Raw genomic sequence first — 20703 nt, 5'->3', positions numbered from 1 at the left:
CTAGCTAAGCATGTGACTTGAGACGGATTGTCTTAGATGCAGGCAATTTCCGCTGCCGTCAGGGCGCGGTACTGACCGGGGACCAGCTGCGGGTCGAGTTGGATGGCGCCCATGCTCAGGCGGTGCAGGCCGATGACCTTGTTCTGGAAGTGGCCAAACATGCGCTTGACCTGATGGTAACGGCCTTCGTGCAGGGTCAGCAGGGCGCTGTGGCTATCGAGAATAACCAGTTCGGCGGGCAGGGTGGTGAGGTCTTCATAGGCGAAGTACAGGCCGCGGGCGAACACCTCGATGTACTCAGGAGTAATCGGCTGTTCGGTCTCAACCCGATAGACCTTGCCCAGCCGGCTGCGCGGCTCGGTGAGGCGGCGTGACCATTGGCCATCGTTGGTGATAATCAGCAGGCCGCTGGTATTCAGGTCCAGGCGGCCGGCCAGGTGCAGATCGGCTTTGTCCGGCTCATCGAGCAAGTCCAGCACCGTGCGGTGCTGCTCATGCTCGGTGGCGCTGACCACGCCGATGGGTTTGTGCAGCATGAAATAGCGTGCGGCTTTGCCGGCTTGCAGCAGCTCGCTATCAAGCTCGATACGGCTGAACTGACTGACTTCGCATAGGCCATTGCAAACCACCGCACCGTCCACTTGCACGCGGCCGCTGGCCAGCAGTTGGCGGGCGGCTTGGCGATTGAGTTGAGGCAGGTTGCTGAGAAAACGGTCGAGGCGCATGGCTAGCTGTTTGCTTGCGAGGTTTCAGGCGGCAGGCCCTGAGCACAGCGTGGGCACAGGCAGCTGCGGTTGCGCTGCTCGGGCGGCAGCTTGGCCAACTGCGCGGCATCGATGGGCACGCTAAAACACCAGCACTCGCTTACCGGTGCGTCGGCGCCAGCCTGGGCGCACTGGTTGAGCTGCCCGCAGCAGGGGCAGCGGCTGCTGTCATCACTCACGCGGTTTCTTCACACAGGCGGTTGCGGCCGCCCTGTTTGGCCCGGTAGAGGGCGCGGTCGGCGCGGGTGATCAGCTGCTCCAGCGACTCATCGGCATGCAATTGCGCCAGGCCGATGCTGGTGGTGATGCCCAGCTGCGCGCCGTTGAAGCTGATGCTGCTTTGCTCGGTTTGCTGGCGGATCTTCTCGCCCAGCTCGCGGGCCTGCTCGGGTGTGGTGTCCTTGAGCAGCAGGATAAATTCCTCGCCACCCCAGCGGCAGATGATGTCGGACTGGCGCACGGTGCTGCGCAGGTCGCTGGCAAAGCGGCGCAGCACTTCATCACCGGCCATATGGCCGTGGCTGTCGTTGAGCTGCTTGAAGTTGTCCAGATCGAGCATCAGGGCGCACAGCGCGCTTGGGCTGCGCCGCACTTCCTGTACGGCCTGGTTGGCCAGTAGGTCGAAGCCTCGGCGGTTGGGCAGCTYGGTCAGCAGGTCGGTGGTGGCCAGGGCGCTGATGCGCCGTTGATAGCGGCGCAGCACCAGGCTGACTAGGCTGATGACGATAACGGTGACCACCAGGCWGATCAGCAGATTGAGGTACAGCGACTTGCGGATGCCGGCGACCGCGCCGTCTTCGTGTTTGTCGACAAACAGATACCAGTTCAGCTCGGGGATAAAACGCACATTGAGGAAGTGGTCGCGGCCGTGTTCCTGGTATTCGAAGTCGCCACTTTGCGGATGCGGCAGCTTGGCCTGCAATTCTTCCAGGCCGGGGATTTCGCTGAGTGACTGGCCAACCCGCGCGCCCATCGGCCCGCCACTGGCGCCGGTGAGTACCAGCAGGCCATTGGTGTCGACGAAGAACACGCTGCGCTCATAGCGCTGCTGGTAGGTATCGATCAGCTTGACCACCGCATCCACGGTCAGGCCCACGCCGGTCGCACCGATAAAGCGCTGCTGGTAGTCGAACACTTTGTAGTTGATAAACACGGTCATGCGGTCGTCGTTGGCCATGTCGACGTCGACATTGATCTCGTACGGGGTCTGCATGTCGCGCACGCGGAAATACCAGTCATCGCGCGGCTCATCTTCCTGCACCTGCTTGAGCACGCCCTTGGCCTGGTAGTAGGTGTGGGTTTTCTCGGAGACGAAGAAGCTGGTGACCGTGGCGTAATGCTCCTGCACCTCGCGCAGGTAGCGGGTGATCTGCTCGGGGTCCTTCTCGCCGCCCAGCACCCAGTCGCGCACGTAGGTGTCGCGGGACATCATCGAGGAAATCAGGATGGGCCGAACCAGGTCCTTCTGGATTTCCGAGTAGACGTTATCCGAGGTCAGCGGCAGCTCGGTGTTGATGATGCCGGCGCGGATCGAGTCCAGAGCGGTGTAGTAACTGGCCAGGGAGGTGGCAAGGAAGCCACAACCGAGCAGAACCAGCAGCAACACAATCAAGGACCATTGGCGGGTCAGCGGGGACGGATGAGACATGCAAGGCTCTGCTGGTTAAATAATCGCCGCATTGTAGCGTTCGGCAACCGCCGGCGCTGCTGAAACATCGGCGCTTGGCCGATTTGCCGGCAGCCATGGCGCTTGCTGCGCCAGACCTTGAGGGCTATGGTGCGGCAACACGAAGAGTCTCCTTGGTGACCCGTACGCTGCTCGTACGCCTTGCTGATCTGCCCCTGACCGCAGTCCTTTCAGCACACCGAGCCCCCATGCCCCGCGTACCTGCCAGCTATCGCATCAAATATTCCACCCTGAGCATTGGCCTTGAGGATTTTCACCTGTGCTCGCTGCGCGACAAACAGCAGTTCGCCGACCTCGACGGCCTGGCGGAAAAAGCCGGAATCTCCTCGGCCACCTGGTCGCTATTTGGTCAGCTCTGGCCGGCCGGTGAAGTGCTGGCGCAAACCCTGAGCGGTATGGCGGTGGAGGGGCTGCGTATTCTTGAGCTGGGCTGCGGCCTGGGGCTGACCAGCCTGGTGCTGCAACGCCTGGGCGCGGATATCACCGCCAGCGACTACCACCCGCTGGCCGGCGAGTTTCTGCTGCGCAATGCCGCGCTTAATCAACTGGAACCGGTGCCTTATCAGAGCTGCGACTGGGCTGAGGACTATCAGCAGTTGGGCCTGTTCGATCTGGTGATCGGCAGCGATCTGCTGTACGAGCGTGACCACCCCAGGCTGCTGGCCGGGTTTATCGACCGCCATTGCAATCGCCATGCGGCGGCGCTGATTGTCGACCCGGGCCGCGGCAACAGCGCGCGGTTTTCCCGGCATATGCTGGAGCACGGCTACCTGCAGCTGACCGATAGCCTGAACCTGCTGGATAACCCGGATGCGCCGTTTAAGGGGCGCATCCTTAGCTATCGGCGTTAGTAGTGTTGTGGGAAGGGCTTTAGCCGCGAGTGGCTAAGCCATTCCCGCATTGACGCCTTCGCGGCTAGAGCCTCACATCGTAATGCTGTTCATTTAAGTGTGTAGGGTGGATGACGCTTTTTTCATCCACCGTGAGGTCGCAGTTGGTGGATGGGTGAAGCGTCATCCACCCTACCGCTACTGAGCCTCCTCCAGCACCACCACGCGCTGGCCCGCACGCACCGGCAGCCGGGTTGTACGCGCACCTCACGCACCACGCCATCACGCGGGGCGAGCAGGGGGATTTCCATTTTCATCGACTCCACACTACCGCTACTGAACCTCTTCCAGAACTACCACGCGCTGGCCTGCACGCACTGGCGAGCCGGGTTGCACGCGCACCTCGCGCACTACGCCATCACGCGGGGCGAGCAGGGGGATTTCCATCTTCATCGACTCCAGTATCACCAGCACATCGCCGGCTTTGACCTGGTCGCCTTCACTCACCTGCACCTGCCAGAGGTTGCCAGCGATATGGCTGTCGATGCTATGCAGGCCGGCGCCGAGCGGGGCGTCTTCGCCGAGATCGGCGGCCACTTCCTCACTCTCGTAGTGCGCCTGGCCGGAAGCGATCCAACGTTGGCGTTCGGCGTCGAAGGCGGCGCGTTGTTGGTTACGGAAGGCGTCGATGCCCTCAGCCTCGCGGTCGAGAAAGGTCTGGTAATCGGCCAGGGCCAATTCACTGTGCTCGATACGCAAGTCATAGCGGCCCAGGGGGAAGTCACGACGGATACGCAGCAGCTCGTCCGCCGAGACCGGGTAGAAGCGGATCTGGTCGAAAAAGCGCAGCAGCCAGGGCTTGCCGTCGAAGGCGGCGACTTCGCGGTAGCGGTTCCACATTTGCAGGGTGCGGCCGACGAACTGGTAGCCGCCGGGGCCTTCCATGCCGTACACGCACATATAGGCGCCGCCGATGCCCACCGAGTTTTCGGCGGTCCAGGTGCGCGCCGGGTTGTATTTGGTGGTGACCAGACGATGGCGTGGGTCCAGCGGCGTGGCCACCGGCGCACCGAGGTAAACGTCGCCCAAACCCATGACCAGATAGCTGGCTTCAAAGACCGTTCTGTACACCTCGTCGAGATTGGGCAGGTCGTTGATACGGCGGATAAATTCCAGGTTGCTCGGGCACCAGGGTGCATCCTTGCGCACCGTGGTCATATATTTCTCGATGGCCAACTGGCAGGCCGGGTCATCCCAGGACAGCGGCAGATGGACGATGCGCGATGGCACGCGCAGGTCCTGCGCGGCGCAGACCGCATCCCATTCGCCAGCGACTATGCCGAGCAGATCGCTAAGAGCCAGGGTTTCCGGCTGGTAATGCACCTGCAGCGAGCGGATGCCTGGGGTGAGGTCGATCACCCCAACCAGCTGCTTGGCTTCCAGTGCCTGCATCAGCGCATGGCCGCGGAAGCGCAGTACCAGATCCAGCTCAGGTGCGCCGATTTCCAGCAGCAAATGGGTGTCACCGGACAGGCGCGCGACCAGGCGTTTATCCGCTTCGCCGATATCGAGGACGATGGGGGAAGCCAACACCGAACTGCTCCCTCTCCCATTTATGGGAGAGGGTTGGGGAGAGGGGCTTTGGGTGTTTTCAAGAACCCTCTCCCCCGACCCCTCTCCCGCAAGCGGGAGAGGGGAGACAAGCGCGAGGTCACTGACTTCGGCATTGCGCGCCTTGGCCAACTCCCGCGCGGTGGCGATATCCACCGGCGCAAAGCGCACCTTGTCACCGGCCTTAAGCTGCCCCAGCTGCCACAGATCCGCCTCGATAATCGTCACCGGGCAAACAAAGCCGCCCAGGCTTGGGCCGTCCGGGCCGAGGATCACTGGCATATCCCCAGTGAAGTCCACCGCGCCGATGGCGTAGGGGTTGTCGTGGATATTGGAGGGGTGCAGGCCGGCTTCGCCGCCGCTGTCGCGTACCCACTCAGGTTTCGGGCCAATCAGGCGCACGCCGGTACGGCTGGAGTTGAAGTGCACTTCCCAGTCGGTGGCGAAGAAGGTTTCGATATAGGCCGGAGTGAAGTATTCCGGCGCGCCGTGGGGGCCGTAGATCACGCGGATTTCGCGCACAGCGGGCAGCCCAGGGCACAGCGCGGCGGGCAGTTGCGCACCGGCTTGAAGGTCGGTCAATGCCGGGATATGCAGCACATCACCGGCTCTCAGGGCGCGGCCGCCGTGGCCGCCGAACTGGCCGAGGGTAAAGGTACTTTTGCTGCCGAGATAATCCGGCACCTGTACGCCGCCGCGCAGGCTTAGATAGCTACGTGCCCCCGCGCCGGCAATTGTGCCAAGGCTCAAGGTGCTGCCAGCTTTGATCAGCAGCGCGGTATTCAGTGGCTGCTCGCTACCATCGACGCTTAGCGGGATTGGTGCACCGGTGACTGCCACCACTGCATCGGTGTTAAAGCGCAGGGTCGGGCCGCTCATGGTGATTTCCAGGCCGGCGGCATCTGCCGCGTTGCCCAGCAGACGATTGCCCAGGCGCAGGGCGCGGCTGTCCATCGGTCCGGACGGCGGTACGCCGACCGCCCAGTAGCCGAGGCGGCCAGGGAAGTCCTGTACGGTGGTCTGGGTGCCGGCGCTTAACACTTCAAAGGTCGTGGCTTGGTAGTTCAAATTTTCCAGGCAGCGGGTCCAGGGGTTACCGCTGGCGAACGGTGCGTCAGTGAGGATCTGCCGCAGGTACTGGCTATTGGTTTCCACGCCATACAGCAAGGTGTCGGCCAGGGCCTGACCGAGGGCTGCACTGGCGGCTTCGCGGCTATCGGCCCAGGTGATGACCTTGGCGATCATCGGGTCGAAGTAGGGCGGAATTTCGCAACCGGCTTCGACCCAGGTATCGATGCGCAGGCTTTTGCCATCGGCCTTAGGGAAGTCCACAGCGGTAAGCAGGCCGGGGCTCGGCTGAAAGTCGCGGCCCGGATCTTCTGCGTACAGGCGCGCCTGAATGGCATGGCCGTTGGGTTTCAGGGCTTTTGCCAGTTCGCTTAACGGTGGCAGATCGCCGGCCGCCAGTTCGATCATCCAGCGCACCAGATCGACGCCCCACACCTGTTCGGTAACGCCGTGCTCGACCTGCAAGCGGGTATTCACTTCGAGGAAATAGAAACGCGCCGCCTCGCTGTCATAGACAAATTCCACGGTGCCGGCGCTGCGGTAGCTGACCGCCTTGGCCAGCTTGATCGCCGCCGCGCAGAGTTCCTCGGCCATACCGGCCGGCAGGTTCGGCGCAGGGGTTTCTTCCAGCACTTTCTGGTTGCGCCGCTGCACCGAGCAGTCGCGCACGCCGAGGGCCAGCACTTCGCCGCGACCATCGCCAAATACCTGCACTTCCAGGTGGCGGGCGCGCTGGATGTATTTTTCGATAAATACGCCGCTGTCGCTGAAGTTGTTCTGGCCCAGGCGTTTGACTGCGTCGAAGGCGTCACTCAGCTCGGCGGCGCTGTTACATACGCGCATGCCGATACCGCCGCCGCCAGCGGTGCTTTTCAGCATCACCGGGTAGCCGACCTGTTCGCCTGCGACCAAAGCGGCGTCAAGGCTTTCCAGTAGTTCGGTGCCTTCCAGCATCGGCACGCCGTGCTGTTTGGCCAGAGCGCGGGCGGTGTGTTTGAGGCCGAACACCCGCAGCTGCTCGGGTGTGGGGCCGACAAAGGCGATACCGGCGGCCTCGCAGGCTTCGGCAAAGGCGGCGTTCTCGGAGAGGAAGCCGTAACCGGGGTGGATCGCGGTGGCGCCGCTCTGTTTGGCCACGGCGAGAATCTTCTCGACCACCAGGTAGGTGCTGGCTGCTGGGCCTTCGCCCAGGCTGTGCGCTTCGTCCGCCTGCTGAATATGCAGGCTGGCGGCGTCGGCTTCGGAGTAGACGGCCACGCCCTGTACATCAAGGGCGCGTAGCGTACGCAGGATGCGGCAGGCAATGGCGCCACGGTTGGCGATCAGCAGTTTGTTGAACATTCGAGGTGTCCTCGAAGGGGCGGGCCGTCCCGCGGTATTCGGTCTGCACCACGGTCGTCCGAGGTGGAAAATTCGTAGCCCGGATGCAATCCGGGGTGATGCTGTGGTTTTCCCCGGATTGCATCCGGGCTACGTTCACCACTGTAGGAGGGGCTTTAGCCGCGAGCTTTTAAGGTCAATTGCTCGCGGCTAAAGCCCCTCCCACATCCGTCTTTGTTCAGTCCCATATCAGCACTTCAGCCGGAGTCGGGTTGTAGCCGTTGCATGGGTTGTTCAGTTGCGGGCAGTTGGAGATCAGCACGATCACGTCCATATGCGCCTTGAGCTCGACGTATTTGCCAGCGGCGGAGATGCCGTCTTCAAAGGTCAGGCCGCCTTCGGGCGTCACCGGCACGTTCATAAAGAAGTTGATGTTGGCGCTGATGTCGGCCTTGTTCAGGCGGCCGTCATGCAGGCTGGCGCGCAGAAAGTTGTCGCGGCAGCTGTGCATATAGCGCTTGTCCAGGGCGTAGCGCACGGTGTTGCTTTCCTGGGCGCAGGCGCCGCCGAGGGTGTCGTGACGGCCACAGGTGTCGGCGCTGATGGTCAGCATCGGCTGGCCGAGGTTGGAATACAGCACGCTGCCGGTGGTCAGGTACACGCGGTTCTGTTTGCGCAGGGTGCGTTGCACGTCATAGCGCTCGCGCGGGTTGCGCGACGAATAGAACAGCGTATCGACCGCCTGATTGCCTTCCAGATCAAGCAGGCGCAGGGTCTGGCCGGCTTTTACTTCGCAGAGAAAGGGTTCGCCAGCGGCGATGGTGGCGCGGTACACCGCAGCTTCCGGGTGCTTGTCGCTTGAGATAAGAGTCATGCTGGCCGGCCTCAGATATACAGACGTTCGGTGTTATGGAAGCCACGCTGGTTTTCCGGGCGCGAGGTGCGGCACAGCACGCTGATGCCGTCGCTTTCGACCTTGTGCCAGCTCAGTTGCAGCGGCTTGGGCGCATACACAGGGTTGGGGTCCATGGGGTGCTGCAGGGCAGTGAGTACCACCAGCGTGTCCATCGGCGCGTACAGCTCGATGTAGTCGCCGGCCTTGGAATTGCCCGGCTGGAAGTGGAAGCAGCCGTCGCTGTCGACCGTGACCTTGCTGAACAGGTTGAGGCACATCAGCAGGTCGGCAAGACCCAGGTTCCACTTGCCCATTTCCACCAGCAGGTTGTCTACGCCGTTGCGGAAGAAGCCGTTGCGCAGTTGCTGATAGTTGCCGTTGCCGTACTTTTCCTGCACTTCATCGGCATTCAGTACGCCGCCGAAGCTGTCATGCCAGCTGCAGGTATCGGCGGTAATGGCGGCGAGCACCCGGCCCATATCCGAATACAGGCAGTGCCCGGCGGTGAGCTTGGCGGTGTGCTGGCATTTGAGGCTGTCGGGCAGGTTTAGCCGTTCGCTTTTTTCGGCAGCATTGAGCAGCAGCAGGCTGGCATTGGCGCCGCCTTGCAGGTCGGTAACGCGCAGCAATTGGCCGCGCTTGAGGACAAAGGAAGTATGGCCGCCACCGGGAACGAGCTCTTCGTAGAGCGTGGGGCGCAAGCTTAAAGAGGCAGTCATCGGGTGCTCCTACAGGGCCGGTTGCAGGTTGCCGGCGATATGCGCGGGCAACGCTTCGACGGCAGCGCGGGTGGCGCGGCGGTCGCTGTTGAGGGGGATGTCGTAGGTGATGCGCGCGCCGAAGGCGTTCGGCGCGTGCGGATCAATGCGGGTCTTGTCGAACACCAGCAGGCGGGTGCCGAGGCTGAAGCCTTCGCTCAGGTCGTGGGTGACCATAAATACGGTGAGCTTGGTTTCGTGCCACAACTCCAGCAGCAGGCTGTGCATGTCCTTGCGGATGCCGGGGTCGAGGGCGCCAAAGGGTTCGTCGAGCAGCAGCACGCGCGGCTGCATGATCAGCGCCTGGGCAATGGCCAGGCGTTGCTGCATGCCGCCGGAGAGCTGGCTGGGGTATTTATCCAGGGCATGGCCGAGGCCTACCTTGGTTAGCATTTGTGCAGCCTGTTCGCGGGCTTCGCGCTTGGCGGTGCCGAACAGCCGGCCGAGCAGTTTTGAGCGCGGCAACTCCAGGCCGATGGCGACGTTGTCCAGCACGGTCAGATGTGGAAACACCGAGTAGCGCTGAAATACCACGCCACGGCTGCTATCGGGCTCGGCGGCCAGCGGCTCACCACCGAGCAGAATCTCGCCACGGCTGGCGCGCTCCTGACCGAGCAGCAGGCGCAGAAAAGTCGATTTGCCGCAGCCGGATGCACCGACCAGGGTGCAGAACTCGCCTTCGTTGATCGACAGGTTGAGTCTTTCCAGTACGACCTGATCGCCGTACTCCTGCCAGACGTTCTTCACTTCGATAAAGGTGCTCATGCCTTGGCCCCCTCGTACCAGGGGAAGCACACGCGGATGGTCTGGCGCAGGCCCAGGTCCATCAGCCAGGCGAGCAGAGTGATCCACACCACATAGGGCAGGATCACGTCCATGGCCATATAGCGGCGCACCAGGAAGATCCGGTAGCCCAGGCCGTCGGTGCTGGCGATGGCTTCGGCGGCAATCAGAAACAGCCAGGCCGAGCCGAGCATCAGGCGCAGGCAGATCAGCAGGCGCGGCAGCAGTTGCGGCAGCACCACACGCAGAATCAGGGTCCAGGTGCTGGCGCCGAGGGTCTGCGCCTTGATCAGGATTTCCTGGGGGATTTCGCGGGCGCGTTGTTCCAGATCGCGGGCGATGCAGGGGGTGATGCCGATCACGATCAGCATCACCTTGGACAACTCGCCCAGGCCGAAAACGATAAACAGGATTGGCAGAATCGCCAGCGGCGGCACCATCGACAGCACCGTGAGCAGGGGCGACAACGGCGCGCCAAACAGCGGGATGATGCCCGCCGCTATCCCTAAGCACAGCCCGGCGATGGCGGCGATGCCGATGCCCATGGCCAGGCGTGACAGGCTGGCGGCGCTGTCCTGCCAGAACAGGTAGTTGCCGCTGCGCTTGTCCTCGGTAAAGGCCAGGCGATCAACCGCCGCCACCATCTGGCTGGCGCTGGGCAGCAGTTTGTCGTTGGGGTTGTCAGCCAGGCGCTGCGCCGAGCCCGCGAAGTAGGCGAACAGCAGCAGGGCGAAGGGCAGCAGGATCAGCAGCAGGCGACCGCTGCGATCCGGATGGCGGTTGATCAGGCGCATGGCAAGCTCTCGAAGCAAAGTGGGCGTAGGGTGGATGGCGCTTTACCCATCCACCACCACACCGGATTCACGGTGGATGAAAAGAGCGTCATCCACCCTACGGAGCGGTCAGAGCGTGCCGTCAGCCGCCATCTGCATATAGCTGGGGTCGAAGCGCAGCTTGAGGTTGCCGGTGTCGCCGGTGGTCACGCCCTTGGCGAAGCCCATGCCGATGGCATCGGCACTTTGCGCGCCTTCACCGAGCAGGCCGTGGCCGAAGGAGAACTCCGCGACCTTGGTCATGGTGGCTGGCAGTTTCGGGCTGGTGGCGAAGGCCACGGCGTCCTTGGCCGAATAGAACATCTTGGTCGCTGCAAGCTGCGCTTCGTAGCCAGCCAGGTCAGTGCCGGAGGCCTTGGCCATATGCTCGCGAGCGGCCTTGCCGGCCGGGGTATCGGCACTCATGGTGGCCATGATTTCGTACCAGGCGCCGGTCAGCGCTTTGCCGAAGGCGGGGTTGTCCTTGAGGGTGTCGCTGTTGACCACCATCAGGTCGATGATTTCCCCGGGGATTTGGCTGGAGTCGAACACCTTGGTCACGCTCGGTGTGGCTTCGATCTCGGCCAGCAGCGGGTTCCAGGTAGTCACGGCGGTGACGTCGTTGGTGGAGAAGGCGGCGACCATGTCGGCGTCGGAGGTGTTGACCACTTTCAGGTCTTTCTCGCTGAGGCCGGCTTTTTCCAAGCCGCGGGCCAGCAGGTAGTGGGAAACGGACAGCTCGACCAGGTTGACGTTCTGGCCCTTGAGATCGCCCAGGGTCTTCTTCTCGCCTTTGAGCACGACACCGTCGTTGCCGTTGGAGAAGTCGCCGATGATCAGCGCGGTGCTGTCCACGCCGCCAGCTGCCGGAATGGTCAGGGCATCCATATTGGTCATGGTGCAGCCATCGAACTGGCCGGCGCTGTACTGGTTGATCGACTCGACGTAATCGTTGATCTGCACCACATCGATATTGATGTCGTACTTTTTCGCCCACTTGTCGACGATGCCTTCTGCGGCGCCGTATTCCCACGGCATCCAGCCGGCGTAGATGGTCCAGCAGACGCTGAAGTCGGATTTCGGCGCGGCGTGGCTATTGAGGCTGATGGCGGCGGCCAGGCCGGCGGCGAGTACTGAACACAGACGGGTCTTACGCATGGTGGAGCCTCCAGTTCGAGAAAGTACGGGCAGGAGTGCGCGGCGGTTCCCCACGGGTGGGGCGCGTTCTCCCGGGCTTTTATCCCGCCGTGTAACCTCGAAGGAGGTCGCCAACTCTCGGACCAGTCAGCTGTCGATCCTCTGATCGTCAGCCCGGAACCCTAGTCGGCTATTGCAAATTGTGGTGCCGCGATCCCGCCGAAGCGGGTTGTTCCTGCACAAGGTAGGTATTGCGAACATCGTGCCAGCTCGATCTAGCGCGCTGGCACGCGGTTTCTGCCGGTGTCGGGCCAGGGGTGTGCGCCCTGGCGGTGCGTAATGATGTCGATGTGCTGCATTGCGGGGCGCTGGGCGTTACAGGTTTTTCTCGGCGGCCATCTGCATATAACTGCCATCGAAACGCAGCAGGATGTTGTCGGCATTGCCCAGGCTGCGCTCACCGCTGAAGGCGATGCCGAGCTTATCCAGGCCCTTGCCGTCGTGGCCGAGCAGCTTCTGCTGGTCGGCGAACTGGGCGACCCGTTGCATCAGCTCGGGCATCTTGTTGGCGCGGGCAAAGGCAAGGGCGTAACGCGGCGAGTAGAACGAGCGTAGGGTGTCGAGTTGCTGGCTGAAATCCTCCGGCGTGGTGCTGGCGGCGCTGGCCATCTTGGCCCGTGCTGCGCGCCCAGCATCGGTGGGCATGCCCATCAGGCGCTGGGTTTCGAACCAGGCGCCGGTCAGCGCCTTACCCAGCTCCGGGTGGGCGGCGAGGACCTTGCTGTTGACCACGGTGAGGTCGACGATCTCGCCGGGTATCAGGTTGGAGCTGAACACCTGGCTGACCTGAGCCTGCTGCTTGATCTTGGCCAGGATCGGATTCCAGGTGATTACTGCATCGCCCTGGCCGGCGAGAAAGGCCTCGGCAATCTGCGTGTCGGAGACGTGCTGGATGGTCACATCCTCAGGCGTAAGCAGGGCCCACTCCAGGGCGCGACTGAGCAAGTAATGCGACACCGAGTTCTCCACCAGCAGCACGGTCTTGCCCTTGAGGTCCTTCAGGGTCAGCCCCGGGCCGCGCAGCAAAATGGCATCCGCACCGTTGGAGAAGTCGCCGATGATCAATGCGGTGGAGTCCACGCCCGCCGCAGCCGGGATGGTCAGGGCATCCATATTGGTCATCGAGCAGGCATCGAACTCCCCGGCGCTGTAGCGCTCGATTGAGCCGACGTAATCCGGCACTTCGCTGACTTCGACGCGGATGCCGTACTGGTCGGCCCATTTCTTCACGATGCCTTCGTTGGCGGCATAGCCCCAGGGCATCCAGCCGGCGAAGATCGACCAGCACAGCTTGAAGGTTTTCGGCTCATTCGCAGCAGTGGCCGGTTGCAGCAGCAGGGCGGCGAGCAGGCAGGTGGCAGTCAGGCGGGCGAGCAGGGTGGATAGCGGCATGGGTAACCTCGGGTCAGTCAGCGGGAACAGGAAAGCGAACAGCAGTGCTGTGCGTTCTCCCGGGCTTTTATCCCGCCGTGTAACCCCATGGCCGTGGCCATTGCGTGAGGTCGTCGACTCTCGGACCAGTCATTCGCTGCAGGCTTGCTCAGCGAACCGGAACCCTAGTCGACCATTGCAGATTGTCTGGCTGCAAGCTGCTTGCCGCCGTACGCATTTCCTTTATGCGCAGAACGCTAAGCGAGGACTGTGCCAGGTTGGTCTGTGTAAGCCGAAGCGCAGGCCGTATCGGCGCTGAAATAATTTGTCATGAAATCTGCTGCTTAGGGCCAACGCACTGGATGGCCTGCGCCGTTGTCTATTTATTGGGAGCAATCCCTGGCAGCGACAACGGTCGCTGCCGCACCCGCGGTCGAAGGAGGCCGCTATGTCATACAAATCCATGCTGCTGGCGTTGTTGGTTTTGTCTTTAAGCGGTTGTGCGGTCTACGGCGGCGGCAGTGGCTATGGTCACCGCGGTTATGATCGCGGACCTTCGACTACCTACTATCAGGTGCAACGCTACCCGGTTTACGTGGTGCCGCAGCCGCAGCGCTACAAGGCTTATCACCATGATGGGCGACGTTACGATGATTACCGTCAACCACCGCGTTATTACGTGCCGGCCCCGCAGCCGCGTCACTACCAAACGCACAAGTACCATAACCGTCATGACTACCGCGTGACGCAACCGCACGCTGGCTGGGATGGTCGCCGTGATCGCGACCACTCGCGCAACCATCAGCAACAGCGCCCGCAACGCCACGATGCACAACGGGGTGGTGAGCGGCGTGGTGATGATCGACGCGAGGGGCGGCGTGATGAGAGTAAGGGCTGGGAGCGGCAGCGCAACTAAGAACCTATTTACGATCTGCTGCGCGTCGGCTCTGCTGCGTTAAAAACAGGCTCGGATGCGAGCCCAGTCGGAATGCTCATGTACAGCTCGTACACTCGTGTGCGAGCCCAGTCCGCTTCCTCGCCGCTTTGATCAGCCAGAGGCTGTTACTAACGTAGCGCCTTGCATAGCTCTAGCTCGCGAGCTCGTAAACAGGTTCTAACCAACTATTTTTAGGCGCTCTATTAACCTGGCGCATCTTCAAGCTGACGGCCGAAGAGCTGATCTTCGGCCAGTATCTCTTCCCGTATAGCTTGCGCCGCCGGTGACAGGCTGTGCCCGGCGCGGCTGATCAGGGCGTAGGCGGATTGCTCGGTCAATGCACCTGCTTCCAGCGGCAACCGCGCCAGGCGACCTGTCTGGATATCCTCGGCCACCACATCCCAGGGCGCCATGCTTAGCACGTCGCTATCGGCCACCAGGGCTTTGAGCACCATAAAGTTATCGCACTGAATACTCAGCGGCTGTTCGCGGCCGCTGAGTGCGCGCAGGTTCTGCTCGACCGCCTGCGGTAGTTGGGTGCCGGCAATGGGGTAGTCGAGCAGATCGTGCATACGCAGCGTCGGTTGCTTCAGCAGTGGGTGCCCGGGGCGGCAGAACAGTACGCCGCTGTGGCGCTGCAGTGGCTCGATGCACAGCAGCGTGTCGCCTCGCAGCTCGCGGCTATCGGCGACAAACAACTCCAGGGCGTCATCCAGCAGGCTGCTGCGCAGTTCCAGCCAGTTGCCAATCTGCAGATTGATCCGCACCCGTGGGTAACGCTGCGCCATGCGTCCCAGCGCTCGTGGCACCAGACGCGCGGCCGGGTAGGGACCGCTGCCCAGACGCAGTTCACCGGTTTGCAGATTACCCAGCTGGCTGACGGCATTCTTCAGCGCGCGGCTGCCGGCCAGCAGGCGTTGAGCATGTTCCAGTACCAGTTGGCCGTGGGTGGTCAGGCTGATACCGCGGCTGTGGCGGTCGACCAGGTTGCAGCCGAGGCTGGACTCCAGTGCCTGAATACTGCGGCTTAGGGCGGGTTGGCTGAGGTGCACGGCTTCGGCGGCACGGGCGAAATGGCCGTGCTCGGCGAGGGCGACAAAGTGGCGGAGCTGGCGTAGATCATTCATGCGCTCTGTGCATCGCTATTGAGTTTGGAATGCATTGGAATTATTGACTTGGTTTGGCCAATCTTCCAGCACTGCCAATAACAATGAGCGCCTTCGCATGTTTTCACTCAATCGAACTGCCGCCGTGCTGCTGAGCCTGGCGTTACCCATGGCCGGCCACGCAGCTTTGCCGGAAGAGCAGATCAAAGCCTCGATCCACCCGGAACTGGCCGAACACAGCAAACACTTCGCGCAGAAGGTCTACCAGGTGGCCGGCAACGTCTATTCGGCGGTCGGCTGGCAGCTGGGCAACGTGGCGATGATTGAGGCGCCGGAAGGGCTGATCATCATCGACACCGGCGAATCGGTCAGCGAATCGCGCAAGATCATGGCCGAGTTCCGCAAGATCAGCGACAAGCCGGTCAAGGCGGTGGTCTACACCCACTTCCACTCCGACCATATCAACGGCGTAAAAGCTTTCGTCACTGAAGAGCAGGTGCGCAGCGGTGAAGTGCAGATCATTGCCCATGAAACCCTGCTGGCCAATGTGGTGGCCCAGGGCGCGCTGGTCGGGCCGATTCTGTCGGTGCGCTCCGGCTACAGCTTCGGCGCCATGCTCCCCGAGGGTGATCACGAACAGATGAATGCCGGTATCGGGCCCATTGCCAAGGTCGAGGCCGCAACTTTTATTGCGCCTACTCTGACCTTCAAGGACAAGCTCGACACCCGCATCGCCGGCCTGGACCTGCAGTTTCTGCATGTGCCCAGCGAAGCGCCGGACGAGATCATCATTTACCTGCCGGATAACCGCGTGCTGATCAGTGCCGAAGTGGAGCAGGGCCCGACCCTACCGAATATCCACACCCTGCGCGGTACCAAGTTCCGCGACCCGGTGGTGTGGGTCGAGAGCCTGGACAAGCTGCGCGCCTATAAGGCCGAGCATATGGTGCCGCTGCATGGCCGCCCGGTCAGCGGCCAGGATAAGGTCGAGGAAGTATTGCGCATGACCCGCGACGGTATTGCCTATATCCACGACCAGAGCGTGCGCTGGATGAACAAGGGCCTGACCCCGGACGAGCTGGTCGAGAAGGTCAAACTGCCGCCACACCTGGCGGGCTACACACCTTATCTGCGCGAGTACTACGGCACGGTGAAGCACAGCGTGCGGCAGATCTATAACGGTTATATGGGCTGGTTTCAGGGCGACCCGGTGGCGCTTGACCCGTTGCCGCCGAAAGACAAGGCCGAGCGTCTGATTGCCTTGATGGGGGGGCGGGAAAAACTGCTGCTGGCCGCCGGAGAAGCCTATCTCAAGGGTGATTACCAATGGGCCGCTGAGCTTTCCAGCTACGCCATTCAGGTGGACAACGAGGACAAGCTAGCGCGCGATATTAAGGCGCGCAGCTTTCGCAAACTGGGTTACGCCAGCATGAATATCAATTGGCGCAACTGGTACCTGATGAGCGCCATGGAGCTGGAGGGCCAGTTTGCCGGCGGTAAAGTGCAGCAGATGGCGCAAAGCATACGCAGCGTGTTTCTCTCGGCGGACATGCTCAAGGCCTTTCCGGCGAAAATATTTCTGCAAAACTGGATTACCCGGGTCGACCCGGATAAGGCCAGTGATGTGCAGCTGACCCTGGGCTTCAGCTTCCCGGATATCGGCGAGGAATGGGCGCTAGAAGTGCGCCGCGGTGTGGTGCAGTTGCACCAGGGCATCCCCGAGGGCACCACGCTCAAGCTGACCCTCGACAAGACGTACCTGGACACCGTGATGAGCGGCGAGAACGGCCTGCTCAAGGGTGCGCTACTGGGTGATGTAAAAGTCGACGGCAATCTGCTGGAGATCAAGACCTTCCTCGGCTGCTTCGATTTCAGCGATGAACCGATTGCCCTGACGCTGCGTTGAGTGTTGCTGCGTCACTCGACCCGACCAAAGTGCGGACGCGCGTGAGGCATTATCAGGGCAGACTGCTCAGGTTTTTCACCTGGCTGACTTAGCTGATTAAGGAGTGATGTATGCCTGTTCTGATATTCGCCAAAGGCGCGCTGGCCGCATTCTGGCTACTGGCGCTGCTCAACCTGCTCTACCCCATGGGCGAGGGCTGGTACCTGGCGGTCAACCTGCTTGCCGGTGGCATGCTGCTGGCGCATCTCGGCGAGCTGCTGCTGTTCAAGGCCCGCCTGGTCGGCCAGCCGCAGCCCTGGTTGCAGCGGGTGCAGGTGCTGTTGTTTGGCTTTGTGCATTTGCAGGGCTTGGCTCGAAGCTAGCTCGACACATAGCGCCCTCGGTTAGCCAAGTTGGTTAGTCGAGGGCGTCGGTCGCGATGCGGCCGTTGTGTTGGCGGTGTCTAGATGAGTTTTGACTCGTCGTCATTGATCAAACGGTGCAAGCCACCTAGGGCGTCTCGCGCCTTGCTACGGCCTACCAGCTTGCTCTGGGCTGCTTCCGGCAGATCGGTAATACGCACCACGCCTTTGCGGATCAGCACGGTAATCAAGTCTTCCAGTACCCGGATCATGTCCAGATCACTCTGCTTGAGCTGCAGCAGGCTGCTTTCTACAGTCTGATTGGCATACCAGGCTTGCGCTTCTTCGCTGTCAGCCAGTAACTCGCCATCCATGCCCTCAAAAGGCGCTGCTTCCACCTGCTGTAAGTTGCCCCAGGCATCCCGCTTTACATACAACATCGACTGCTCCTTGGCTTGCTGGCCGTGCTCAATATTAACCCCGCTACCTTATGGTAGCGGGGTTATGGCCATCAGCTGTGGTCGACTTTGATGATCGGGTCGGCGCCTGCGATCAGTGAGTTGACTATCTGTGAAGAGGTTGCGCCAAAGCTTGAGAGGTCTACGGGAGCTCCGCCGTTTTCAAGCCTGATGCTAAGGTCGGCGCTACCACCAACGTTGAATTGACCGTTGGTGCTGATTTGCAGGGTGGTTTCTAGAGGGGTGCTGACGATTTGCAGGTAGTTGTCGATATTGCCCGCGTTCTCGCCTTGCAGCAGATCGTGCAGGTCAAGGCGGTCCCGCTGGGCAAGGTCCATGCTGATGTTGAAATCACTGATGGTGTCATTGCCGGTATGGCCTTTTAGCCAGATAAACGTGTCGCTACCGCCAGCACCAGTCAGTGTGTCGTTTCCGGCAAGGCCCATGATCAGGTTGTCATCTGCATCGCCGATTAGTATGTCGGCAGCTGCCGACCCGCTAATCAGCGTGGAGGTCGGGTTGATCTGGACCTGGGCGTTGCTGGTTGCGCCGGCAGTATCGGTTACCGTGTAGGTGAAGCTGGGAGTGCCAGTAAAGCCCGCTTCACGGACAAAGGTCACGGTCGAGAAGTCTGCGCTCAGGCTTACCGTGCCACCAATGGCTCCGCTTACCGCAGTGATGCTGAGAATGTCGCCACTGTCAGCGTCGCTGTCATTCGCGAGCAGCTCGGCAGCGCTGATGCTGTAGGTTTCCACGCCGCCATAGAGTGCAGGACTGTGGGAAAGCATTGCATCGGTAACCGGCTCATAAGGGCCGGCGCCATTGCTTCTCAACTCGGCATTGAAGCGCGAAAATCCACCTTGATCGTAGTAAACGATTTCAATGTCTTGCAGGCCGCCGGCGGCAATGCTGAAACTGCTGTGAGTCGAGGTGTTATTGGTATTGGTGCCGTTCAATGAGGCGACGACCTCACCGTTGATGCGGATGATATAGCCATCGTCAGCATTGATACGGAAGTTATAGGTGCCTGCCGAGAGATTTATCTGTCCGCGCATGTGTACGACAGCATCTATGGTTGAGAGTCGGTTTATATCTACCAGGCTACTGCTGGCGCTACCTAGGAAGGTTTCCAGCTCTGTACCGCTACCCAGGTGAGTGAGGGTAGGTGTGAAGCTCAGGCTTGACGCAACAAAAATGGCATTGGCCTGGCTACTGGCAATAAAGGCTTCCGCCTGGCTGATGCTGGCCATATTGGGACCGTCGAAGCCACTGGCGACTGCGCCTTCACGGTAGTTATAGAAGTCAGCGTGCAGGCCTGAACGGATTGAACTCGGCGTGACCACGTCGCTGCCTGCCACGGGCCCGTCATTGACTGGGTTGACCGTTACATTCAGAGGGGTTGAGGTTGCGCTCTGATCGTTATTGGCGGTCTCTGTTGCCGTAGCGGTGACGTTAAGCGTTAGCGAACCGTTGTAATTCGGTGGTGGCAGGAAGGACAAGGTCGATTTATCCCAGCCTGTGATATCAGCCACATTGCTGCCGGTGGCTTCGAACAGGTTGCCATTGTTGTCTCTCAGGAAAGAGCCGGCAGGTAAGGACTCGATGGTGATTTGCAGTGTTTCCGAACCATCGGTGTCCGTTAGGTTCGCGCTGATATCGGATAGGCGTATCCAGGCGTCTTCGTTGCCAATATTGCGTACATCGGAGAGCACAATATTGTCCAGCAGGCCGCCGACACTGGTGCTATCCACTGCCTTGAATTCAAGCTTGTATGTACCGTCTGCGGGAATTGGCAAATCGAAGTGGTAGGACGTAAAGCCTACGGCTGCAGAGCTAAGTGTGCCGAGCAGGTTACCGTCCCAATAAACCTCGATATTGGAGGTTGCCAGGGCGCCACTGCGCGGCGAGTAGTCGAAGTCCAGCGAGTAAGTAGCTCCTGCTTGGCCAGTCACGTTGGTGAATAGGTTGGAGGCATCACCCGCGATGCGCTCAAGTTCAATAACCTGGTTGGTCGAGTTACCTCCCATGTACACCGACTGCTGGCCGACCTCTACCTGGCCGTTTGGATTGTCGGTTTGCCAGGTGCTGCCAACGCCATTGTTCAGGCCGGCAGAGCTAATTCCTGCGGACCAGCTAGCACCATTGAGCGCTGCGCTTTCAAAATCGGTTGAAGCAAGTACACGGCTGCCGTTGAGTTGCAGGTCAGGTGTGTCGGCGACCGGCACGACATTAAGAGACACTGTTACAGGGTTGCTGAAACTGGTGCCATCGAACGTGCGGTAGGTGAAGCTGTCGCTGCCTGACCAGTTTGGAGCTGGGGTGTAACTAAACGAACCGTCAGCATTAAGGGTCAAACTACCCTGTGCAGGGCCGCTTACCAGTGAAGCTGTCAGAGTGTCGCCATCGATATCGCTGTCATTGGCCAATACACCGTTTGCCGATGTGACTGTCAGTGTTTCGTCTTCATTTAAAGTAAAGGCATCGGCGACGGCAACCGGTGCATCATTTACCGGCGCGACGTTGACGGTCACGGTGGCGGTGTTGGAGGTCAGCGCACCATCGGTCACGGTGTAGGTGAAGTCAGCGACGCCATTGAAGTTGGCATTCGGGGTGAAAGTCACTGTGCCGTCAGGGTTGAGCACGGCCGTACCGCCATTACCGCTGGTGACACTGGCGATGGTCAGGGTATCGCCATCGACATCGCTGTCATTACTCAGCAGGTCATTTGCTGTGTAGGTGATCGGAGTGTCTTCGCTGGCGACCAGGCTGTCGTTGACGGCAACCGGTGCATCATTTACCGGCGCGACGTTGACGGTCACGGTGGCGGTGTTGGAGGTCAGCGCACCATCGGTCACGGTG

General features: G+C 61.2%; 17 protein-coding genes and 2 riboswitches. Of the genes, 4 read left to right on the top strand and 13 right to left on the bottom strand.

Translation table 11 applies throughout. The features are described from left to right. Positions 1–32: 32 nt before the first annotated feature. From P3C18_RS18310 to P3C18_RS18300, 3 genes are read right to left on the bottom strand one after another with little or no spacing between them, the layout of a single operon-like run. Positions 33–725, bottom strand: a complete 693-nt coding sequence (locus tag P3C18_RS18310) for a 16S rRNA pseudouridine(516) synthase (protein ID WP_275963246.1) — start codon at positions 723–725, stop codon at positions 33–35. Between the two features lie 2 nt (positions 726–727). Continuing rightward, entirely contained in the window at positions 728–943 is a 216-nt protein-coding gene (locus P3C18_RS18305) for a cysteine-rich CWC family protein (protein WP_275963245.1), read from the bottom strand. Next, positions 940–2412 (bottom strand): sensor domain-containing diguanylate cyclase, encoded by a 1473-nt coding sequence (locus P3C18_RS18300; RefSeq protein WP_275963244.1) that lies wholly within the window; start codon positions 2410–2412, stop codon positions 940–942. The genes P3C18_RS18305 and P3C18_RS18300 overlap by 4 nt, the downstream gene beginning before the upstream one ends. A 227-nt stretch (positions 2413–2639) precedes the next feature. On the opposite strand from P3C18_RS18300, the gene P3C18_RS18295 reads away from it, so the two are divergent. Then, positions 2640–3302: a methyltransferase domain-containing protein gene (locus tag P3C18_RS18295; RefSeq protein ID WP_275963243.1), complete on the top strand. Its 663-nt coding sequence runs from the start codon at positions 2640–2642 to the stop codon at positions 3300–3302. A 312-nt stretch (positions 3303–3614) separates the two neighbouring features. Here the strand turns inward: P3C18_RS18295 and uca are convergent, their stop codons facing one another. The 7 genes from uca to P3C18_RS18260 all read right to left on the bottom strand — a co-directional run bounded on the left by uca (position 3615) and on the right by P3C18_RS18260 (position 13117). Then, positions 3615–7301: an urea carboxylase gene (uca, locus tag P3C18_RS18290; RefSeq protein WP_275963242.1), complete on the bottom strand. Its 3687-nt coding sequence runs from the start codon at positions 7299–7301 to the stop codon at positions 3615–3617. Positions 7302–7518: 217 nt separating this feature from the next. Next, positions 7519–8154 (bottom strand): urea amidolyase associated protein UAAP2, encoded by a 636-nt coding sequence (locus P3C18_RS18285; protein ID WP_275963241.1) that lies wholly within the window; start codon positions 8152–8154, stop codon positions 7519–7521. 11 nt (positions 8155–8165) lie between these two features. Continuing rightward, positions 8166–8894: an urea amidolyase associated protein UAAP1 gene (locus P3C18_RS18280; protein WP_275963240.1), complete on the bottom strand. Its 729-nt coding sequence runs from the start codon at positions 8892–8894 to the stop codon at positions 8166–8168. 9 nt (positions 8895–8903) lie between these two features. Next, complete coding sequence (locus P3C18_RS18275) at positions 8904–9698, bottom strand: ABC transporter ATP-binding protein (RefSeq protein WP_275963239.1); 795 nt, start codon at positions 9696–9698, stop codon at positions 8904–8906. After that, positions 9695–10510: an ABC transporter permease gene (locus P3C18_RS18270; RefSeq protein ID WP_275963238.1), complete on the bottom strand. Its 816-nt coding sequence runs from the start codon at positions 10508–10510 to the stop codon at positions 9695–9697. The genes P3C18_RS18275 and P3C18_RS18270 overlap by 4 nt, the downstream gene beginning before the upstream one ends. A gap of 108 nt (positions 10511–10618) precedes the next feature. After that, positions 10619–11686 (bottom strand): putative urea ABC transporter substrate-binding protein, encoded by a 1068-nt coding sequence (locus tag P3C18_RS18265; RefSeq protein ID WP_275963237.1) that lies wholly within the window; start codon positions 11684–11686, stop codon positions 10619–10621. A 66-nt stretch (positions 11687–11752) separates the two neighbouring features. Then, a riboswitch (guanidine-I (ykkC/yxkD leader) is annotated at positions 11753–11862 on the bottom strand. Positions 11863–12040: 178 nt separating this feature from the next. Beyond that, entirely contained in the window at positions 12041–13117 is a 1077-nt protein-coding gene (locus P3C18_RS18260) for a putative urea ABC transporter substrate-binding protein (protein ID WP_275963236.1), read from the bottom strand. Between the two features lie 54 nt (positions 13118–13171). Then, positions 13172–13296, bottom strand: a riboswitch (guanidine-I (ykkC/yxkD leader). 248 nt (positions 13297–13544) lie between these two features. On the opposite strand from P3C18_RS18260, the gene P3C18_RS18255 reads away from it, so the two are divergent. Next, on the top strand, positions 13545–14012 hold the full coding sequence (locus P3C18_RS18255; RefSeq protein WP_275963235.1) for a hypothetical protein: 468 nt from the start codon (positions 13545–13547) through the stop codon (positions 14010–14012). Positions 14013–14236: 224 nt separating this feature from the next. On the opposite strand, the gene P3C18_RS18250 is transcribed toward P3C18_RS18255, so the two are convergent. Continuing rightward, the gene (locus P3C18_RS18250) at positions 14237–15160 is read right to left on the bottom strand and encodes a LysR substrate-binding domain-containing protein (RefSeq protein WP_275963234.1); all 924 of its coding nucleotides are present in this window, start codon (positions 15158–15160) and stop codon (positions 14237–14239) included. Positions 15161–15257: 97 nt separating this feature from the next. On the opposite strand from P3C18_RS18250, the gene P3C18_RS18245 reads away from it, so the two are divergent. Together P3C18_RS18245 and P3C18_RS18240 are read left to right on the top strand one after the other, a co-directional pair. Next, positions 15258–17045: an alkyl sulfatase dimerization domain-containing protein gene (locus P3C18_RS18245; protein ID WP_275963233.1), complete on the top strand. Its 1788-nt coding sequence runs from the start codon at positions 15258–15260 to the stop codon at positions 17043–17045. A gap of 110 nt (positions 17046–17155) precedes the next feature. Continuing rightward, the gene (locus tag P3C18_RS18240; protein WP_275963232.1) at positions 17156–17407 is read left to right on the top strand and encodes a DUF1145 domain-containing protein; all 252 of its coding nucleotides are present in this window, start codon (positions 17156–17158) and stop codon (positions 17405–17407) included. Positions 17408–17487: 80 nt separating this feature from the next. Here P3C18_RS18240 and P3C18_RS18235 read toward each other — a convergent pair whose 3' ends face one another. Both P3C18_RS18235 and P3C18_RS18230 read right to left on the bottom strand, forming a co-directional pair. Continuing rightward, a complete protein-coding gene (locus tag P3C18_RS18235; protein WP_275963231.1) occupies positions 17488–17826 on the bottom strand; it encodes a tryptophan synthase subunit beta in 339 nt (112 codons plus the stop codon). Positions 17827–17897: 71 nt separating this feature from the next. Beyond that, positions 17898–20703, bottom strand: a 2806-nt coding sequence (locus P3C18_RS18230; RefSeq protein ID WP_275963230.1) for a tandem-95 repeat protein, incomplete at its 5' end; no start/stop codon positions are given.

Origin of the sequence: Pseudomonas sp. 1928-m (genome assembly GCF_029269135.1) — a bacterium.
In the GTDB taxonomy this organism is placed as follows: Bacteria; Pseudomonadota; Gammaproteobacteria; order Pseudomonadales; family Pseudomonadaceae; genus Aquipseudomonas.
This window is presented reverse-complemented; position numbering and strand designations above follow the sequence as displayed.